At 58.6% G+C, this 16,561-nt stretch carries 9 protein-coding genes; 5 read left to right on the top strand and 4 right to left on the bottom strand.

Going from position 1 to position 16,561, the window contains the following annotated elements; all coding sequences use genetic code 11:
- The first annotated feature begins 10 nt into the window (after positions 1 to 10).
- The 4 genes from B1C80_RS12685 to B1C80_RS12670 all read left to right on the top strand — a co-directional run bounded on the left by B1C80_RS12685 (position 11) and on the right by B1C80_RS12670 (position 6,997).
- A complete protein-coding gene (locus B1C80_RS12685) occupies positions 11 to 1,567 on the top strand; it encodes a hypothetical protein (protein ID WP_236648749.1) in 1,557 nt (518 codons plus the stop codon).
- A gap of 143 nt (positions 1,568 to 1,710) precedes the next feature.
- Positions 1,711 to 2,784 carry an acyloxyacyl hydrolase gene (locus B1C80_RS12680; RefSeq protein WP_077921466.1) on the top strand — a complete coding sequence of 358 codons (1,074 nt, stop codon included), beginning with the start codon at positions 1,711 to 1,713 and terminating at the stop codon, positions 2,782 to 2,784.
- Between the two features lie 136 nt (positions 2,785 to 2,920).
- Positions 2,921 to 4,000 carry a Gfo/Idh/MocA family protein gene (locus tag B1C80_RS12675; RefSeq protein ID WP_077921464.1) on the top strand — a complete coding sequence of 360 codons (1,080 nt, stop codon included), beginning with the start codon at positions 2,921 to 2,923 and terminating at the stop codon, positions 3,998 to 4,000.
- A 429-nt stretch (positions 4,001 to 4,429) separates the two neighbouring features.
- Positions 4,430 to 6,997 carry an RICIN domain-containing protein gene (locus tag B1C80_RS12670; protein ID WP_161492754.1) on the top strand — a complete coding sequence of 856 codons (2,568 nt, stop codon included), beginning with the start codon at positions 4,430 to 4,432 and terminating at the stop codon, positions 6,995 to 6,997.
- A 150-nt stretch (positions 6,998 to 7,147) separates the two neighbouring features.
- Here B1C80_RS12670 and B1C80_RS12665 read toward each other — a convergent pair whose 3' ends face one another.
- Entirely contained in the window at positions 7,148 to 8,461 is a 1,314-nt protein-coding gene (locus tag B1C80_RS12665) for a RagB/SusD family nutrient uptake outer membrane protein (protein ID WP_077921460.1), read from the bottom strand.
- A gap of 66 nt (positions 8,462 to 8,527) precedes the next feature.
- Positions 8,528 to 11,614, bottom strand: coding sequence for a SusC/RagA family TonB-linked outer membrane protein (locus B1C80_RS12660; RefSeq protein ID WP_236648748.1), 3,087 nt, complete (start codon positions 11,612 to 11,614; stop codon positions 8,528 to 8,530).
- 349 nt (positions 11,615 to 11,963) lie between these two features.
- Between B1C80_RS12660 and B1C80_RS12655 the strand changes: the two genes are divergently transcribed.
- Positions 11,964 to 14,198 carry a S9 family peptidase gene (locus B1C80_RS12655; RefSeq protein WP_077921456.1) on the top strand — a complete coding sequence of 745 codons (2,235 nt, stop codon included), beginning with the start codon at positions 11,964 to 11,966 and terminating at the stop codon, positions 14,196 to 14,198.
- 59 nt (positions 14,199 to 14,257) lie between these two features.
- Here B1C80_RS12655 and ruvA read toward each other — a convergent pair whose 3' ends face one another.
- Entirely contained in the window at positions 14,258 to 14,848 is a 591-nt protein-coding gene (gene ruvA, locus B1C80_RS12650) for a Holliday junction branch migration protein RuvA (RefSeq protein ID WP_077921455.1), read from the bottom strand.
- Positions 14,849 to 14,954: 106 nt separating this feature from the next.
- The gene (locus tag B1C80_RS12645; RefSeq protein ID WP_077921454.1) at positions 14,955 to 16,535 is read right to left on the bottom strand and encodes a lytic transglycosylase domain-containing protein; all 1,581 of its coding nucleotides are present in this window, start codon (positions 16,533 to 16,535) and stop codon (positions 14,955 to 14,957) included.
- Positions 16,536 to 16,561 lie beyond the last annotated feature (26 nt).

Raw genomic sequence — 16,561 nt, 5'->3', positions numbered from 1 at the left:
TATCGACCGGATGGCAAACGGAAAGTTCGTGGTGGCGCTGCCGGGTTGGGGAAACTACTCGTATCCGATTTCTACACGGACAGATAGCGCGCAGTTTTACTTCGATCAGGGCCTGACGATGTATTATAGTTACCATATGAAGGAGGCCATGGCTTCGTTCAAAGAGGTGGCTCGGCTGGACCCCGCCTGCCCGATGGCCTGGTGGGGGCAGGCGCTGGCAGGAGGTCCCTATTACAATGCCGCCCACACCTATACCGTTCCGCCCGACATGGCTTCGGTGCTGGCCCGGATGAACGAGCTGGCGACCCGGGCCAATCCGAAAGAAAAGCGGATGATCGAGGTGATGAACACCCGCTATTCGGCCGACCCGACCGATGCCCGGCGTCAGCAGCTCAATCAGGCCTATGCATCGGCCAGTCGGCAGCTCATGACGGAGTTCGACGATCCTGACCTGGCGATGCTATATGTAGATGCGGTCATGCTGATTCATGCCTGGGATTTCTGGACTCCTCAGGGCGAGCCAAAAGCCTGGACGCCTGACGTGATAGCCATTACCCAGAACGTACTCCAGAAACACCCGAATCATCCGGCTGCCCTGCATTATTACATTCATCTTACCGAAGCGTCGCGCCAGCCGGAGGTAGCCCTTGCCAGTGCTGAGCGGCTCAAAACCCAGCTTCCCGGCGTAGCTCACATGGTGCACATGGCCAGTCATGAATACCAGCGCAATGGGCTTTTTGAGCAGGGTGTCGTCGTCAACGACCTGGCCGACGATAACCTGATTACGTATGATTCGTTGGCCAGACACCTGGGTCTGGTGAAACATTCGCCCCATTATTTTGCCGTACAAACCTACTGCGCCCTGACCGGGGGGATGTATAAAACCGGGCTGCGCGATGCCCTCCGCTGCCGCCAGTCTGTTTCGCCAACTCCTCAGAATGCCTATGATCAGTATCTGTACATGCTCCCTTCGTTGACGCTGGTCAGGCTGGGTAAATGGAAGGAGATACTGGCCACCGACCGACCCAATACCGACTGGGCCTACGCCCGTCTGCTGGATCACTTTGCCCGGGGTATGGCCCTGGTGGCTACCGGTCAGCTCGCCGAAGCCCGCAAAGAACGGCAGGCCCTGGGCGAGCGACTAACCGACCCACTGCTTACCCGACGACGTATCCCGTTCAATGCTCCGCTGCCCGTGGCGCAGATTGCGGATCATATCCTGGAGGCCAGCCTGCTCGTTGCCGATGCCCGCTCTGAGCAGGCGGTGGCCAGCCTCCGGCAGGCGATTGAACGGGAAGACCAGCTTATTTATACCGAACCCAGTGACTGGCCCCTGCCCGCCCGGCAGTATTTAGGGGCTTATTTGCTCAGCATGCGCAAGCCGGCGGAAGCCGAAGCCGTTTATCGGCAGGACCTGGCTCATCATCCGGGTAACGGCTGGTCGCTGGTTGGCCTTCATCAGGCCCTGAGCCGTCAGGGAAAGCGCGCCGAACTACCGCAACTCGAAGCCACCTATCGACTGGCCTTCTCCAGGGCTGAGCAGCTACCCGCTGCGTCTGTTTACTGACGGGTTACGCCCTAAAAACGTCATCAACAGATTGCTGTCGTTCGGCAATTGCCTTTACTTTGGCCTCACATACTGCCGGTTATACTGACTGATCAGAGGGTAACCCGGCAGACAAGCCCGTATTGTCAAGTTACTGACAGCCTATGAACGCTCTGCTGTTGATAAGCCACCTCTTGGCCAGCTCACCCGCCGATTCGGTACAGAAACAGATCGGCGTTCAGTTGTATACCGGATTTATTATTCCCCATGCCCCCGACCTTCGGCCTATCGCCCAAACGCGACCGGTGGGGGTCGAGATCACCTACAGCCGAACGGCCCTGCAACGAGCCGCCTTCGAGCGCTGTAACTGTTTTGCCCGGGTGGGGGCCTATGCCAACTACGTCACGTTCAGCAATCCGGCCGAGCTGGGACGAACCTACGGCGCCGGTGCTTTTTTCGAGCCGCAGATCCGGTATGGGAAGCCGCTTTCTTTTTCCGTACGGGCTACGGCCGGCCTGGCCTGGTTAACACGTTACTACGACGCCGACCGCAATCCCCGCAACACCTTCTTCGGCGCCCCGCTGAATGGCCTGCTGGCCCTGTCGGCCAGTGCGTACGGACGGCTGGGGCCGCAGGTGGCGCTGTCCGTAACGGCTGGCTATAATCATATATCCAACGGCGGAACCCGGCAACCCAACCGGGGGATGAATTTTCCTACCCTGGCCATCGGGATGCTGTACACCCCGCAGCCGCTTCCGTACCCCGACGTGCGCCAATGGAGTCGGCCGGTGCTGACCCGCCGGTTCGCCGGGCGGCTAACCCCCTTTGCCTCGGTCCGCACGCTGCCGCAAACCATCCGTTTTCCGGAACAGGCCACCTGGCTCTGGGGGCTGACCGGTACCGCTGGTTACCGGCTTAGCCGCTTCAACGCGCTGTCGGGTGGGGTAGAGGTGGTTCACGACGGGTACGTACGTCAGCAGGCCCGCCGGGCGGGTGACCGGCCGGAGAGCTGGCAGCTGGCCGTGCTGGGCGGGTACGAACTCTGGCTGGGGCAGTATACATTCGCTACCCACCTCGGCTGGAACCTGGTACAGCCCGCTACTATACCGGACGGGCGGGTGTTTCAGCGGTACCAGCTGCTCTATACCCTGCAAAACCGGTATCTGCTGGGGGTTGGCCTCAAAGCGAAACTGAACGTGGCCGAGGGCTTCGACATTCGGTTCGGGCTTCGCTTCTGACCCGGGGCCGGCGCGAGCGGCTGGCTGGCACGGCCCTGGCTAGCTCGAAAGCGGGGCTGGTGGGTCGTTTGTTGTCTGGTTTTGAGTAGATGACCCGATACCGTCTCGTTTCATGGTCATACGTATTCATAAGTCTATGCCTAATCCGCTTCGCATCGCCATTATTGGCCCGGGTAAAGTTGCCCATCTGCACGCCAAAGCTGTGTTGCAAACGCCCGATACGACATTATGCGCCATTTACGGCCGCACCCCCGCCAAAACCCGTGCCTTTGCCGACCACTACGGCATACCGGGTTATTCGGACATCTATGACATGGTCGACCGCGAAAATATCGATCTCTGTCTGGTCTGTACACCCCACCCGGCCCACCGCGACCCTACCGTAGCCGCGCTCGATGCGGGGGCGCACGTGCTGGTTGAGAAACCCCTGGCTTCGTCGCTGGCCGATAGTGATGCCATGCTCGAAGCCGCCCGGCGCAATGGGAAGCAGCTGGGCGTAATCAGCCAGCGTCGGTTCTACGCGCCCTGCCAGCGGATTCGGCAGGCGATTGATGCCGGCCAGATTGGCACCCCCGCGCTGGGGGTAGTGCAGATGTACGGCTGGCGCGACGAGGCCTACTACCGCAGCGACCCCTGGCGCGGTACCTGGGCCGGAGAGGGCGGGGGCGTGCTGGTCAACCAGGCTCCGCACCAGCTCGATCTGCTGTTGTGGTACATGGGCGAGGTAGAATCGGTTTACGGGGTCTGGCGTAACATCAACCACCCGTATATCGAAGTCGACGATACGGCGCTGGCTATTGTGCAGTTCAAAAACGGTGGACTGGGCAACATCGTGGTCAGCAATAGCCAGCAGCCGGGTCTGTACGGCAAAGTTCATATCCATGGCCAGAATGGCGCGTCGGTAGGTGTGCAGACCGATGGCGGGGCCATGTTCATTGCCGGTCGGTCGAGTATTGCCGAACCACCCGTCAACGATACCTGGACCATTCCGGGGCAGGAAACGCAGCTGGCGCAGTTCGTAGCCGACGATACCGCTTTTTTCAATCAAATCGATGCCACGTCGTATTACTTCGGGCTGCAAATTGCCGACTTCCGCGACGCGATCAACGAAAACAGGGCACCCCTGGTCACGGGCGAAGACGGCCGTAAGGTGGTTGCGCTTTTCCAGGCTATCTACGAATCGACCCGAACCGGGCAGGTTGTAAAAATGGGTTAATTACGGCAATACAGAACGAAGCCGACTAGCGCCTATTCATGGGCTGGTCGGCTTCATTCATTGGATACTGTCATACAATACCAGCACCTCAACTCGTTCAGCTCGGGCAAGTACGAAGTTCGTTATCTTCTATTGACCGACGATTGGTTCAGACCACCAGCGACGGGCCTGATACAGCTCGGGAAAGTTACCCGGTTGACGATGCATGACGAAAGATGACGGGCCGGGCTTTTTTTGGTCTACACAACAAGTGGGTTATCAGTCTAGAAAGCCTATTTAGTATCCTGACCTTTAGCCTTACTGCCTGCAATAAACCGTTCGGTCCATCCTCTAACCAAAACTCAAAACGTCAAGTTTATGACCATTTTCTTTACCTGTTCTGGCAGATACCGTTTTTGCCTTGGCCTCCTGTGTTGGCTAGCGAGCCATATGGGTGTATTGGGCTTACCCTCAACGACGTATAGTAACAAGATCAGCGAAACCGCAAAAAGTAGTAAGCGCGATGAACCCGCGCGGGTATCGACCAATCCGCCCTTTGTCAGCCTGTCGGGAACCAGCTCCGTTTCGGCTATCGATCCTGCCAAATGCTACCGGCTGGTCTCGCGGCTCAGTGGCAAGGTCATCGGCATCGACGCCAACGGTCAGGCCGACGGGACCCCCCTGCGCCAGCGCACCGATGCCAATCTGCTGGCGCAGGGCTGGCGCTTCACCCCCGAGGGTAATTACTACAACATCACGGTGCTGCACACCCAGAAAGGGCTGCAGGTGGCCAACTCGTCGGTGGCCGATGATGCCTTGGTGGAGCAGTGGACGTACTGGGGCGGGTACCATCAGCAGTGGCTGGTGGAGCGTAACGGGGAGGGGTTTTATAGTATCCGCAACCGCAACTCGACCAAGGCCCTGACGGTGCGGGACGCGAGTGTGGCCGAGGGGGCGCTGATCAGCCAGCAGCCGCTGGGCACAGGTCAGCATCAGCAGTGGCGCATCGAAGAGAGAAGCTGCACCACCACCCCCCTGCCCACCACCAACCGGGCACCCATAGCCGTAGCCACCGCGACCTCGCTAACGGGCACCTCACCCCTGAGCGTGACCTTTACCGGTAGTGCTTCCGCCGACCCCGACGGTGACCCCATTACCTACGAGTGGGACTTTGGCGATGGCAGCTCCTTTTCTGCCGAGGCCAATCCGGTGAAGGTATTTACGGCTAAACCCGCCAGCCAGGGCATCGGTCTGGTTCTCAACTATACCGTTCGGCTTACCGTCATCGACAATAAAGGGCAGCGCAGCGCGGTTCAGACTCTGTATGTGTCCCTCGCCAACAATGCCCCAACGGTGCGCATCACCAACCCCGTCAATGGAACCAGCTACGCCCTCGACAATGTCACCAGCTATTCGTTGGCGGCTTCGGTCACCGGAAATAGCCTGAGGTCCCAGATCTGGGAGGTGAAGCTGCGAAAGAATAACCGCGAGCAGCTGGTAACAACCGCGTCCGGTGCCAATCCGGTTATCAACATCTCGCCGGTGGGTTGCGAAGGGGAGGATGCCTACTACCTGATAACGGTGAAAGTGACCGACTTTAACGGGCTTACGGGTCAGGATTCTGTCAGGATCAATCCCGATTGTAATTCACCCAGGCTGTCGGTAACCAACCTGACGGCCACTCCCTTTACGAACGTCAGCACGGTGCGGCTGAACTGGACCAACCCTGCCATATCCTTCGACGATGTGCTGGTAGTCGGTAAAGCGGGGGCGGGTATCGGCGAGATTCCCCTCGAACCGGCCTATACGGCTAACACCAGCTTTACGGGCAATGGCTCCGATTTTTACGGCGGCAAAGTGCTCTATCAGGGGACTGGCACGTCGGTAACGGTAACCGATCTGGCGGTGGGACAAACGTACTACTTCCGGGTATACACGCGCAAAGGCAGGGGCTGGACAGGTGGCGTAGCCGTTAACGCGACCCCAGCATCGGGCAACCGACCACCCGTGGCCGTAGCCACCGCGACCTCGCTAACGGGCACCTCACCCCTGAGCGTGACCTTTACCGGCAGTGCCTCCTCCGACCCCGACGGTGACCCCATTACCTACGAGTGGGACTTCGGCGATGGCAGCCCTTTTTCTACCGAGGCCAACCCGGTCAAAACCTTTACCATTCGACCGGGTGCGCAGGGGGTACCCCAACTTAGCTACAGCGTTAGGCTGGTGGTAAGGGATAACCGAGGAGGTGTCGCTACCAGTCAGCTGTTGCTGGTTTCACTGCGCAATTCCGTTTCGGCCATTGACCCCGCCAAATGCTACCGGCTGGTCTCGCGGCTCAGTGGCAAGGTCATCGGCATCGATGCCAACGGTCAGGCCGATGGGACCCCCCTGCGCCAGCGCACCGATGCCAATCTGCTGGCGCAGGGCTGGCGCTTCACCCCCGAGGGTAATTACTACAACATCACGGTGCTGCACACCCAGAAAGGGCTGCAGGTGGCCAACTCGTCGGTGGCCGATGATGCCTTGGTGGAGCAGTGGACGTACTGGGGCGGGTACCATCAGCAGTGGCTGGTGGAGCGTAACGGGGAGGGGTTTTATAGTATCCGCAACCGCAACTCGACCAAGGCCCTGACGGTGCGGGACGCGAGCGTGCCCGAGGGGGCGCTGATCAGCCAGCAGCCGCTGGGTGCGGGGCAGCATCAGCAGTGGCGCATCGAAGAGAGAAGCTGTCCAGCCGCGGGCAGAGTCGGTGCTGAAAAAACAGACGTGGCGTTCAGCCTGTGGCCTAACCCCGCTCGTGATCACGTGCTCATTAACCTCTCGGCCGCTGGTAACCAGTCTGTAGATATGCAGCTGACTGATCTGCTCGGTCGCTCACTACAGCAGCAGCAGCTGGAGGTTGTTCCAGCAGAGCCGTACCGGGTCGATACCAGCCACCTGCCCAACGGTCTGTACCTGATCAGGCTTACGCCGGCCGGGCAACTGCCCGCTACGTTACGGCTGCTGATTCAGCGGTAACCAATGCCGGGCATCGTCTGCTGGAGCTGACGATGCAGGGGTCGCTGAAAAGCCACACGAGAAAAGGCGTTGATACACCACCAGTGGGCACAAAAAAACCGACGCACGGATGCGTCGGTTTTTTTGTATCCCAGATAGAGCCTGTCCGGCCTAGTTGGTCGGATCGGCCGGGGTGGCGCTGTTGTTATCGCGCTCCGTAAACGGATAGGGCAGAAAATTGCGTGTCCGTTCGGCGTTGGCCTGCGGGGTCGTCTCGGGGCCGGGGCGGCTGAACCGGCGGCTATCCTCGAGCCGGAAGCCCTGGAACGCCAGTTCGATCTGCCGGTTCCGGTAGATTTCGGTCAGTACGGCGGGGCCTGTCTGTGCACCGCTGTAGGCTGGTAAACCTGCTCCAACACCCCAGGCGTCCTGAGCGGCTGTTTTGGTCAGCACCTTGTTCAGTTCCGTTACGGCGTTGGCTACATCGTTCTTACGCGCATACGCTTCGGCCCGGATCAACAGCATTTCGCCCGGCAGGTAAACGGGCACCGGGGCGGTATTGGCCGTATAAAAACCCGTACCGAGGTTCTGCGTGGCGGTGGCGCCCGAGCGGGTGTAGAAAGCTATGCGCCGGTCGGCAGCGTCGGGAGCCAGCGTTGCCGGCAGACCGAAATTGGTATTGGTGGGCGCAAATACGTTGGTGTTGCTGAACGCCGTTTCGAACACCGGATTGCGGGAGTTATCGTCAAACGAGAACGAAGAGCGGGTAGCCAGATTGACCCGGCCCGCTGCCGCGATGGCCTTATCGTAATCACCCACAAACAGCGCATACCGGGCAATCAGGGCCTGGATGGTGTTGGTAATGTCGATACCGGTTGGGATGCGACTCAGGAATGCCGCCGATGGGGGCGTGGTGCCGATGAGCGTAGCCGCCGACTCCAGCGTGGAAATCGCATCGCGGAGCAGCTGCTCGCGGCTGACAAAGGCCGCGTTGGTACCCGTGGCCACTGGCGCCTGTTGGAAGAACTGAGCCATCGTACCGAGCGAAAGAGCCTTGAAAATCGACGCATACGCTACGACGCCCGACCGCAGACCGGCATCGGTAATAACCCGGTTGGCATTGGACAGAACGATATCCGCAGTAGAGCGGGTTAGTTGCGCGCTGGTCCAGAGGTTCCGGATCACGGCGTTCGACCCCTGAACGCTGGCGAAGCCCTGCTCCAGGAATAGCTCGTCGGTATTACCGGCGTTCAGCACCCGTAGCTCACGAGTGGCCAGCCCACTGGCTGCCACGCCGTTGTAGATAACGCCCGTTCGGCCGAAGGTGTACCGGTACTGGAGGCCGTTGACCAGCGTAACCAGCCCGTCGGGCGAGTTGACGACCTGCTGTTCGCTGGCTGCGCTGGGGTTCAGATACTCCTGGTTGCAGGCGTTCTGGGTCAGCAGCAACGCCAGCAGGGAGATAAATAGACTATATTTTTTCATTGGTCGATGTCTTGTTTGAGTTCACCGTGTTCGGGTTAGCCGCAGCAGAACACGGGAAACGGGTTCCTAGAATGTGGCCGAGAGTTGAAGCTGATACGTACGCGGGATCGGGACGTTGCCGAAGTCGACACCCCGTACCAGGTCGGAGTTACCGCCCGAGTTGGTTTCGGGATCGAAGCCGTTATAGTTGTCCCACGAGATCAGGTTGCGGCCGATCAGGGCAATATTGAAGTTGCTCATGCCCTTCACGAAGTTGGGCAGCCGGTAATTCAGCGCCACCTCGCGGAGTTTTACGAACGACCCGTCATCGACCCGGAACTCACCAATTGGTCCAATGGCGAAGATATAACCCCGTTGCAGCGTGCCGTTCATCTCCTGTTCGGTCAGCGTACCGATACCTACGTTCTCGCGGGTGCGCTTGTCGGCGTTGAACACCTGGTTGCCCTGTACGGCATCGAGCAGGAAGCGGAACGACAGGTTCTTATAGGTCAGGTTCGACGCAAACGAGCCCGTCCATTTCGGGTTGGGGTCGCCGATGATTGTCCGGACAAAAGCGCCGGCGGGCTGGCCATTGACCCGGTTCTCGGGCCGTATTTCGTAGGAGTTGCCCACCTGGGTGCCGCGCTCCCGCTGCGGGAAGCCCTGGGCCGTCAGCAGCAGCGACCCGTCGGGGTTGCGGGCGTAGGGAAACTCATAGAAAACACTGGCGGCCTCGCCTTCGAGCAGGAAGACCGGCGCGCCCGATACCGTGGCAATTTCAATGCGCGGGCTGCCCAGGCTCAGGATCTTGTTGCGGTTGCGGTTGAAGATAAACGTAGCCTCCCACGAGAGGTTTTTGGTTTTTACCGGCGTTACGTCGAGCATCAGTTCGATACCCCGGTTCTCCATCGTGCCTACGTTGTTGACAATGCCCGTACCACCCGTCGACGGGGCCAGCGTGCGGTTCACCACCAGGTCTTTGATCTGCTGGTTATAGCCCGTAGCGCTCAGGTTGATGCGATTGTTCAGGAACGACAGGTCGGCGCCAAACTCAAACTCCGCCATCCGCTCGGGACGTACGGCGGGGTTGGCCAGCGTAGACGAGGGGATAATGGTGTTGCGGCCCAGGAACGGAATCGGCTGGAACTGCCAGAACCGGCTGTACGAGCCAATACCCGACAGGTTACCCGACTCGCCGTAGCTGGCCCGCAGCTTCAGGTCGTTCCAGACAGTATTCAGCCCCGACTCTTTCCAGAAATCCAGATCCGACAGCACCAGCGAGCCGCTCAGCTTGGGATAAAGCTGGTTGGTTTCGGAAGGCGAGAACTTGGACGACGCATCGCGCCGGAGCGCGCCCGTCAGGAAGGCGAGGTTGCGGTAGGCGAAGGTAGCCTGGCCAAAATAACCGCTCAGGTTGAAGCGATCGAGGCCGTAACCCAACCCAAACGTGGTGCTGGAGGCTCCGCTCACCGTTTCGATAAACGGCGCCAGGTTCTGCCCTTCGTTCCGGCTGAAATCGGTCTGGCTAAACTGGTAGTTGTAGCCGGCAATCAGGTTCATTTTCAGGTCATTGGTCAGGTTGCGCTCGTAGCCTACCGTTACGTCGGAGTTGAGGAGCAGGGCCTGGTTGACGGCCGTAGCGGCATACCCGAACGGATACCGCTCCAGGGGCAGACCCGCTACCGACTGATAGGGGTAAGGCCGGATGTAGTTCTTGCCAAACTGGCCGTAGGTGTCTACGCCCAGTACCCAGTCAACGCTCAGCCCCTTCAGCGGAGTCAGGTTCAGTTGCAAATCGCTGATGGTACGGTTGACCGACTGGGTAAAACGCATGTCTTCGATCGTCGACAGGGGGTTGACCCGGGTGGGCTCAACGGCCTGAAGGTTGCCCGCTGCGTCGCGCTGGTTAATGTCCCAGATGTTGTTCGTGATGCTAACCGAGTTGATGGGGCTGTAGAAGACGTTGCCGTTGGCTTTTTCGTTCGAGAAGCTGTTGGAGTAGCTCAGACCGGCCGACAGCTTGGCCCAGCTGGCCAGGCGCTGATCGAGCCGGGCGCGGAAGTTGTACCGGGTGAAGTCGGTTCCTTTGATGATCCCTTCGTTTTTCAGGTAACCGAACGAAACGAAATAGTTCGTGTTGTTGGTGCCGCCCGACACCGACAGCGAGTTGTCGGTGCCGTAGCCCGTCCGGAAAATCTGATCGAAGTAATTATAGCGGGTCACATCGACGAGGTTGGTAGCCAGTGCTGTAGTGGCGCCGTCGCGGACTACGTTGATGGTCGTTACGCCGGGGTTGGCCGCAATCTGAGCCGCCGAGATACCGCCGATGGGGTGGAGCCGCAGGCCCGCAAAACCAAACTGTTTGTTCAGTGTGCCGAGCGGAACGCTCTTGCGCAGTTCGTTCACGTTGAAGCTGGTCGTGAAGGAGACGCGGGGCGCGCCCGTCTGGCCGCGTTTGGTGGTGATCAGCACCACGCCGTTGGCCGCGCGTGAGCCGTACTGGGCAGCCGCAGCCGCACCGTTGACTACGTTGATGGTGGCAATGTCGTTGGGGTTGAGGTCGGCCAGGCGGTTCTGAGCCGCATTGGCGTTGCCGATCTGGCTGCCCGTTGCCAGCTGCGATACGTTGTCGCTGGCGTTGCTGACAATAACCCCGTCAATGACGTAGAGCGGGTCCGAGGAGCCCGACAGCGACTTGACCCCCCGCAGGCGGATGCTGATACCCCCCGCCGGATCGCCGGAGTTCTGGGTAATCTGAGCACCCGGCACTTTACCCTGGAGGGCATTGATGAAGCCGCCCGTACCGGCCTGGGTCAGTTCCTGGCCTTTCAGGGTGGTGATGGCATTACCAAACTGACGCCGGGGACCCGACAGCGTTGCCGCTGCTACCACCACTTCGTCCAGGGTTTGGTTTTCTTCGGCCAGGGTTACGTCGGTTGTAACGGTTTCCTGGTTGCCGAGCGTAACGGGCCGGTCGGCCGCACTGTAGCCAATGGACGAGAATGTCAGGGAATAAGAGCCGGGGGCCATGGTGATGCCCAGCGTGTAGGTGCCGTCGGCCACGGAGGTTGTACCGAGCGATGTTCCCCGAACCAGTACCGTAACGCCGGGAATACCCGAACCTGCGGCATCGGTTACGCGTCCTCTGAGTGTATATCGGGTGCTCTGGGCCATAACAGTATTGCAGAGCAAAAGGGTGAAGCCAACGAGCCACGACAGGCAGATAGGTCGGCCACCAGATGAGTACCTATTCATCATAAAAGGTGATTATTGGTAGGTGAATTAAAGAAATCCCGTCTTTGGAAGCGGAAATATACGTACAAAATTACCACGTACTAATACTTAATTGTACCATAGTGACAGGTGCGTACATACGGGTAAGATTGGCTGTGTTACGGTATAAGTGGTCAAGGCAAACGATGTTTTTTGGGTAAAAGATCGTAGCAGAATTGATGCCAAAACGAAGTCTGTGTACGACAATTCATTTTTTGGTAGATTTGTTACTCTCTAAGCATACTTCTCTATGACAAACAGCCGTTTCCTAATCGGCCTTTTGAGCGTTTGTCTGCTTACCCAACAGGCAAACGCTCAGACTTCTGCAGGTTCACCGGCAAAACAGATGTATCCGGCGCTTCAGCAGGCTTTATACTCGGGTAGCCAGCTCAGCGGCTCGTCGGGACCGCGGTCGGTAAACTGGATAGAAGGCGGTAATCGCTTTTCGTACACCAGCGGTGCCAGCACGATCAAGGTCGTTTCGCCTAAAGACCAGACCGAAACGGTCGTTTTCGATGGGAGTCAGCTAAAATTTCCCGGCACCGACAAACCATTCGCCTACGGGTCGTTTCAGTGGTCGAAAGATGCCCGAAACATTTTGTTCCAGACCAATTTCCGACCCGTATACCGGCGTTCGGGTATCTCCGACTACTACGTATACTCGCTGGCCGACAAGAGCCTGAAGCTGGTGGCCAAAGATGCCCAAACCGCGGAGCTGGCTCCGGACGGTAGCCGGATCGGGTACGAGCGCGGGGGTAACCTGTTCGTATTTGATTTTGCCACCCAGAAAGAAACCCAGCTGACCAGCGATGCCAAACCCGCTTTCTACAATGGCCGCTTCGGCTGGGCCTACGAAGAAGAATTCGGCCTGGCTCAGGCCTGGGAATGGTCGCCCGACAGCAAGATGATTGCGTTCTGGCAGTCCGACGAACGGCAGGTTCCGATCTATAAAATGACCGATTATAAAGGCTTCGACGAAACCTACGACTCGCTGCCCTACCCGCGCGCCGGCGACAAGAACCCTACGGTTCGCATCGGTACCGTTGACGTGGTTACCAAAGCCAAAGCCTGGATGAATGTGGCCCTGGGCGATGGGTACATTCCGCGGATCTACTGGACGTCGCAGCCCGGCCAGCTGGCCCTGATGCATCTGAACCGCAAGCAGAACCATATGCGCCTGTTCATGGCCAATGCCCGTACCGGCGATGCGCGCCAGATCATGGAAGAAACGTCTACAACCTGGGTCGACATCTTCGACTTCTTTGCGGGTATCAACCATCTGCTTTACTTCCCGGGCGGTGTGAAGGAATTTTACTGGGTATCGGATCGGGGCGGGTTTGCGCACCTGTACCGCTACGACTATACGGGCAAGCTGCTGAACCAGGTCACGAAAGGGGCATGGGAGGTCACCTACGTACACCACATCGACCCCAAAACCCGCAAAGTTTTCTATACCGCCACCGAAGCCGCTCCCACCGAACGGCAGCTGTACGCGATCGACATTGACGGGAAAAACAAACAGCGGCTGACAACGGTAGCGGGCCGGCATACGGTCAACTTCTCACCCAACGGGCAGTACTTTATCGATCGCTACTCCAACGTGCAGACACCCACCCAGGTCGAACTGCGCGACGTGAACGGCAAACTGATCAAAGCGCTGGAGACCAATGCGAAAGTGACGGAGTACGTAGCCTCGCACGTCTACGCGCCCAAAGAGCTGGCCAGCTTTACCACCTCAGACGGGCAGCGGCTGGATATCTCGATCATCAAACCGATCAACTTCAACCCGAATCAGAAATACCCGCTGGTGCTCGACATTTACGGCGGACCGGGTGCTCAGTCGGTGTATAACGAATGGTCGAATACGGGCTGGCATCAGTGGCTGGCCCAGACGGGCTATGTCGTGGTGAGCGTCAACAACCGGGGTAGCGGTGGCTACGGGCGTGACTTCGAGAAAATCGTTTACGAGAAGCTGGGCAAATACGAAAGCCAGGATTTTGTAGAAACGGCCCGCTATATGGCCACGCTGCCGTATGTAGACGGCACCCGACTGGCGATCCGGGGCCACAGCTACGGCGGGTTCATGAGCAGCTATACCATGCTGACACACCCCGGCGTGTTCAAAGTGGCGCTGGTCGGGGCGCCCGTAACAGACTGGCGGCTCTACGACAGCATCTATACCGAGCGGTACATGGGGCTGCTGCCGGAAAACGAAGAGAAATATAAGGTCAGCGCGGTATCCCCTTACGCCAAGAACCTGGCTGGAAAGATGTTCATTGCGCACTCGACTATGGACGAGAACGTACACGTTCGCAACACCTTCCAGCTGATGAACGCCCTCGAAGATGCTGGTAAAGATGCCGATCTGCGCATCTATCCGCCGGGCGCGCATGGCGTGTCGTACAACTCGGCCAGCTACCTGCTATTATATCAGCAGTACACCAGCTATCTGGAGGCTAACCTGCGGAGCGGAGCGGTGAATTAACCAGCCAGGCAGACCACATAAAAAAAGGATCGCTATCAACGATCCTTTTTTTATGTCTGTTAACGAAGCGCGCGCCGGATCACTTCTTCAACGGTCAGGTCGGGGTCGGCTTTGAGCGCATCGTCCACGCTTTTCTCCGCCGTAGGCTTGGGGAAACCCAGGGCTACCAGAGCGGCCAGCGACTCTTCCCGAACCGGGTTGGCGGCTGGCTGCTGCCGGTACGAGGGACCGTCGGGAACAACGCCCGCCCGTTTCATCTTGTCGCGCAGCTCCAGAATAATGCGCTGCGCGGTTTTGGCGCCGATGCCTTTGATGGCCTGAACGGCCCGAACGTTTTCGCCCAGAATGGCCAGCCGGAGGTCGGCCGGCTGCATGGCCGAGAGCATTCCCAGCGCCGTATTAGGCCCAACACCCGATACCGCAATCAGGTCGAGGAACAGCGATTTTTCATCGGCCGAGGCAAACCCGTACAACGCCTGCAGGTCTTCACGGAAGAGGTGGTGGATAAACAGTTTGACCCGATCACCCCCGCCCGGCAGCGTAGCGTAGGTTTGCAGCGAGATATGTACGGCATAGCCAACACCATGTACGTCGATGATGGCGCTGGTTGGTTCTTTATAGGAGAGCAGCCCGTCTAGATAAGCAATCATTCCGGTTGAAATAGCTTGTTTTTGAGGTATTTGTAACTAGTAAAGATACGAAAAACCCGCGGCTTTTACCAGGTAAGCCGCGGGTTAGATTCGGTATGGAGAGCGCTTAGCCAACGATTAGTTTCTGGCCCGGCCGCAACGCATTGCTGCGCATGTTGTTCATCTTCTTGAGCCGGTCGATGGTCAGTCCATCGTACCGCTGAACGATATTCCAGAGGGTATCGCCATTCTGAACGCGGTGGTAGCGGGGCTTGTACCGTTTGGTTTTGGCCGTCACTTCGGCTTTCCGGCGGGCCTTTTCGGTACCCTGGTCGGCCAGGCGTTCGGCGCGGGTTTCGGACACTTCTTTCAGGATGACCAGCCGCTGACCGCGCTGCAGCGTTGACGACCGCAGGTGGTTCCAGCGTTTGAGGTCATATACCTCCACATGGTGCCGATTGGCGATACTGATTAGGTTGTCGCCCCGCTGTACGGTATAGGTCTGTTTCTTCGGTTTTCGCAGAACGACCGTTTCCAGATCTTCGTCTGACTCATTGACGGGCTCGGCATCGGTCAGCTGGGCGGCTACTTTAGCCACCTTAGCCTCGTCCAGCTCATCGCCCAGCCGCATGCCGGCCAGGGGATTACCTCCCAGGCTGGCCCAGTTCGTCATGGAGTCGGTACCGTACTGAATCGCTTCGGCATGAGCCAGCAGGACGTGCGGCATGGCTACCGGGAGCCGGCTGGCCGAGTCCATAATAGCCCGGCGACGGCTCGAAAAATAAGCGAACTGCTCGCGCGGCACCCGCAGCGGATACCGTTGGGTGTACTCGGGCAGCATGGTTGTCGTAACCGCCGGATTCAGCTTCTGGAGGTTAGCCAGCGGGATATTGCTATGCCTGGCGAAGCTCTCGAGGTTGAAATAACCCGAGATCTGGATGGTGTCGTTCGGAATGGGGTATTCGAACTTCTCGCCGAAGATGCCGTGATCGTTGGCGTAATGCATCAGGTACGTGATGGCGATAAACTGCGGCACATAGGCGCGGGTCTCTTTGGGCAGGTGGTTGTAGATGGTCCAGAACGAATCGCCCCCCGACCGGCGCATGGCCCGTTTTACCGTACCGGGGCCGCTGTTGTAGGCTGCAAGGGCCATATGCCAGTCGCCGAAGATGTTATACAGATCGCGGAGGTACTTACAGGCGGCTTCCGTGGCTTTGACGGGGTCCATCCGCTCGTCTACATAATCGTCCTGATACAGGCGCATGTCGCGGCCGGTACCGGGCATGAACTGCCAGAGACCACCGGCACCCGCGTGCGAAACCGCCCGGGGATTCAGGGCCGATTCGACGATCGACAGAAATTTGAGTTCATCGGGCAGATCATACTGCGCCAGCATTTTTTCGTAAAGCGGGAAGAAGAGCGGCATACGCTCGAGCATGGTGCGGGTGTAGCTCGGCTTGCGAAACACGAAATAGTCGACGTAACTCTGTACGACCGAATGGTATGGCAGCGGAATGGTTTTCTGCAGCTTTGCCAGTCGTTCCATCAGCAGGCTGTCGCGTACGGTTGGCACCACCGCAATCGTGTCTTTTTTGGGACTCAGCGAGTCGGCCTGAAACGTAGTGGTGGCCTGGGCCGATATACTTGTCAATCCCAGCGCCACACTCAGTACTCCCACCATCAACAAGCTACGGTTCAATAGCGTCATGCGTTAATCAGGTTAGGTTAATTCAT

Origin of the sequence: Spirosoma sp. 209, from assembly GCF_002006735.1 — a bacterium.
GTDB lineage: Bacteria > Bacteroidota > Bacteroidia > Cytophagales > Spirosomataceae > Spirosoma > Spirosoma sordidisoli.
Note: the sequence above shows the minus strand (reverse complement) of the source record. Positions and strands in the feature narration are given on the sequence as shown.

Excerpts from the sequence above, each read along its gene's own strand:
- B1C80_RS12685 (WP_236648749.1), top strand. The coding sequence starts at position 11 with ATGGCAAACGGAAAGTTCGTGGTGGCGCTGCCGGGTTGGGGAAACTAC.
- B1C80_RS12680 (WP_077921466.1), top strand. The coding sequence starts at position 1,711 with ATGAACGCTCTGCTGTTGATAAGCCACCTCTTGGCCAGCTCACCCGCC.
- B1C80_RS12675 (WP_077921464.1), top strand. The coding sequence starts at position 2,921 with ATGCCTAATCCGCTTCGCATCGCCATTATTGGCCCGGGTAAAGTTGCC.
- B1C80_RS12670 (WP_161492754.1), top strand. The coding sequence starts at position 4,430 with ATGGGTGTATTGGGCTTACCCTCAACGACGTATAGTAACAAGATCAGC.
- B1C80_RS12665 (WP_077921460.1), bottom strand. The coding sequence starts at position 8,461 with ATGAAAAAATATAGTCTATTTATCTCCCTGCTGGCGTTGCTGCTGACC.
- B1C80_RS12660 (WP_236648748.1), bottom strand. The coding sequence starts at position 11,614 with ATGGCCCAGAGCACCCGATATACACTCAGAGGACGCGTAACCGATGCC.
- B1C80_RS12655 (WP_077921456.1), top strand. The coding sequence starts at position 11,964 with ATGACAAACAGCCGTTTCCTAATCGGCCTTTTGAGCGTTTGTCTGCTT.
- ruvA (WP_077921455.1), bottom strand. The coding sequence starts at position 14,848 with ATGATTGCTTATCTAGACGGGCTGCTCTCCTATAAAGAACCAACCAGC.
- B1C80_RS12645 (WP_077921454.1), bottom strand. The coding sequence starts at position 16,535 with ATGACGCTATTGAACCGTAGCTTGTTGATGGTGGGAGTACTGAGTGTG.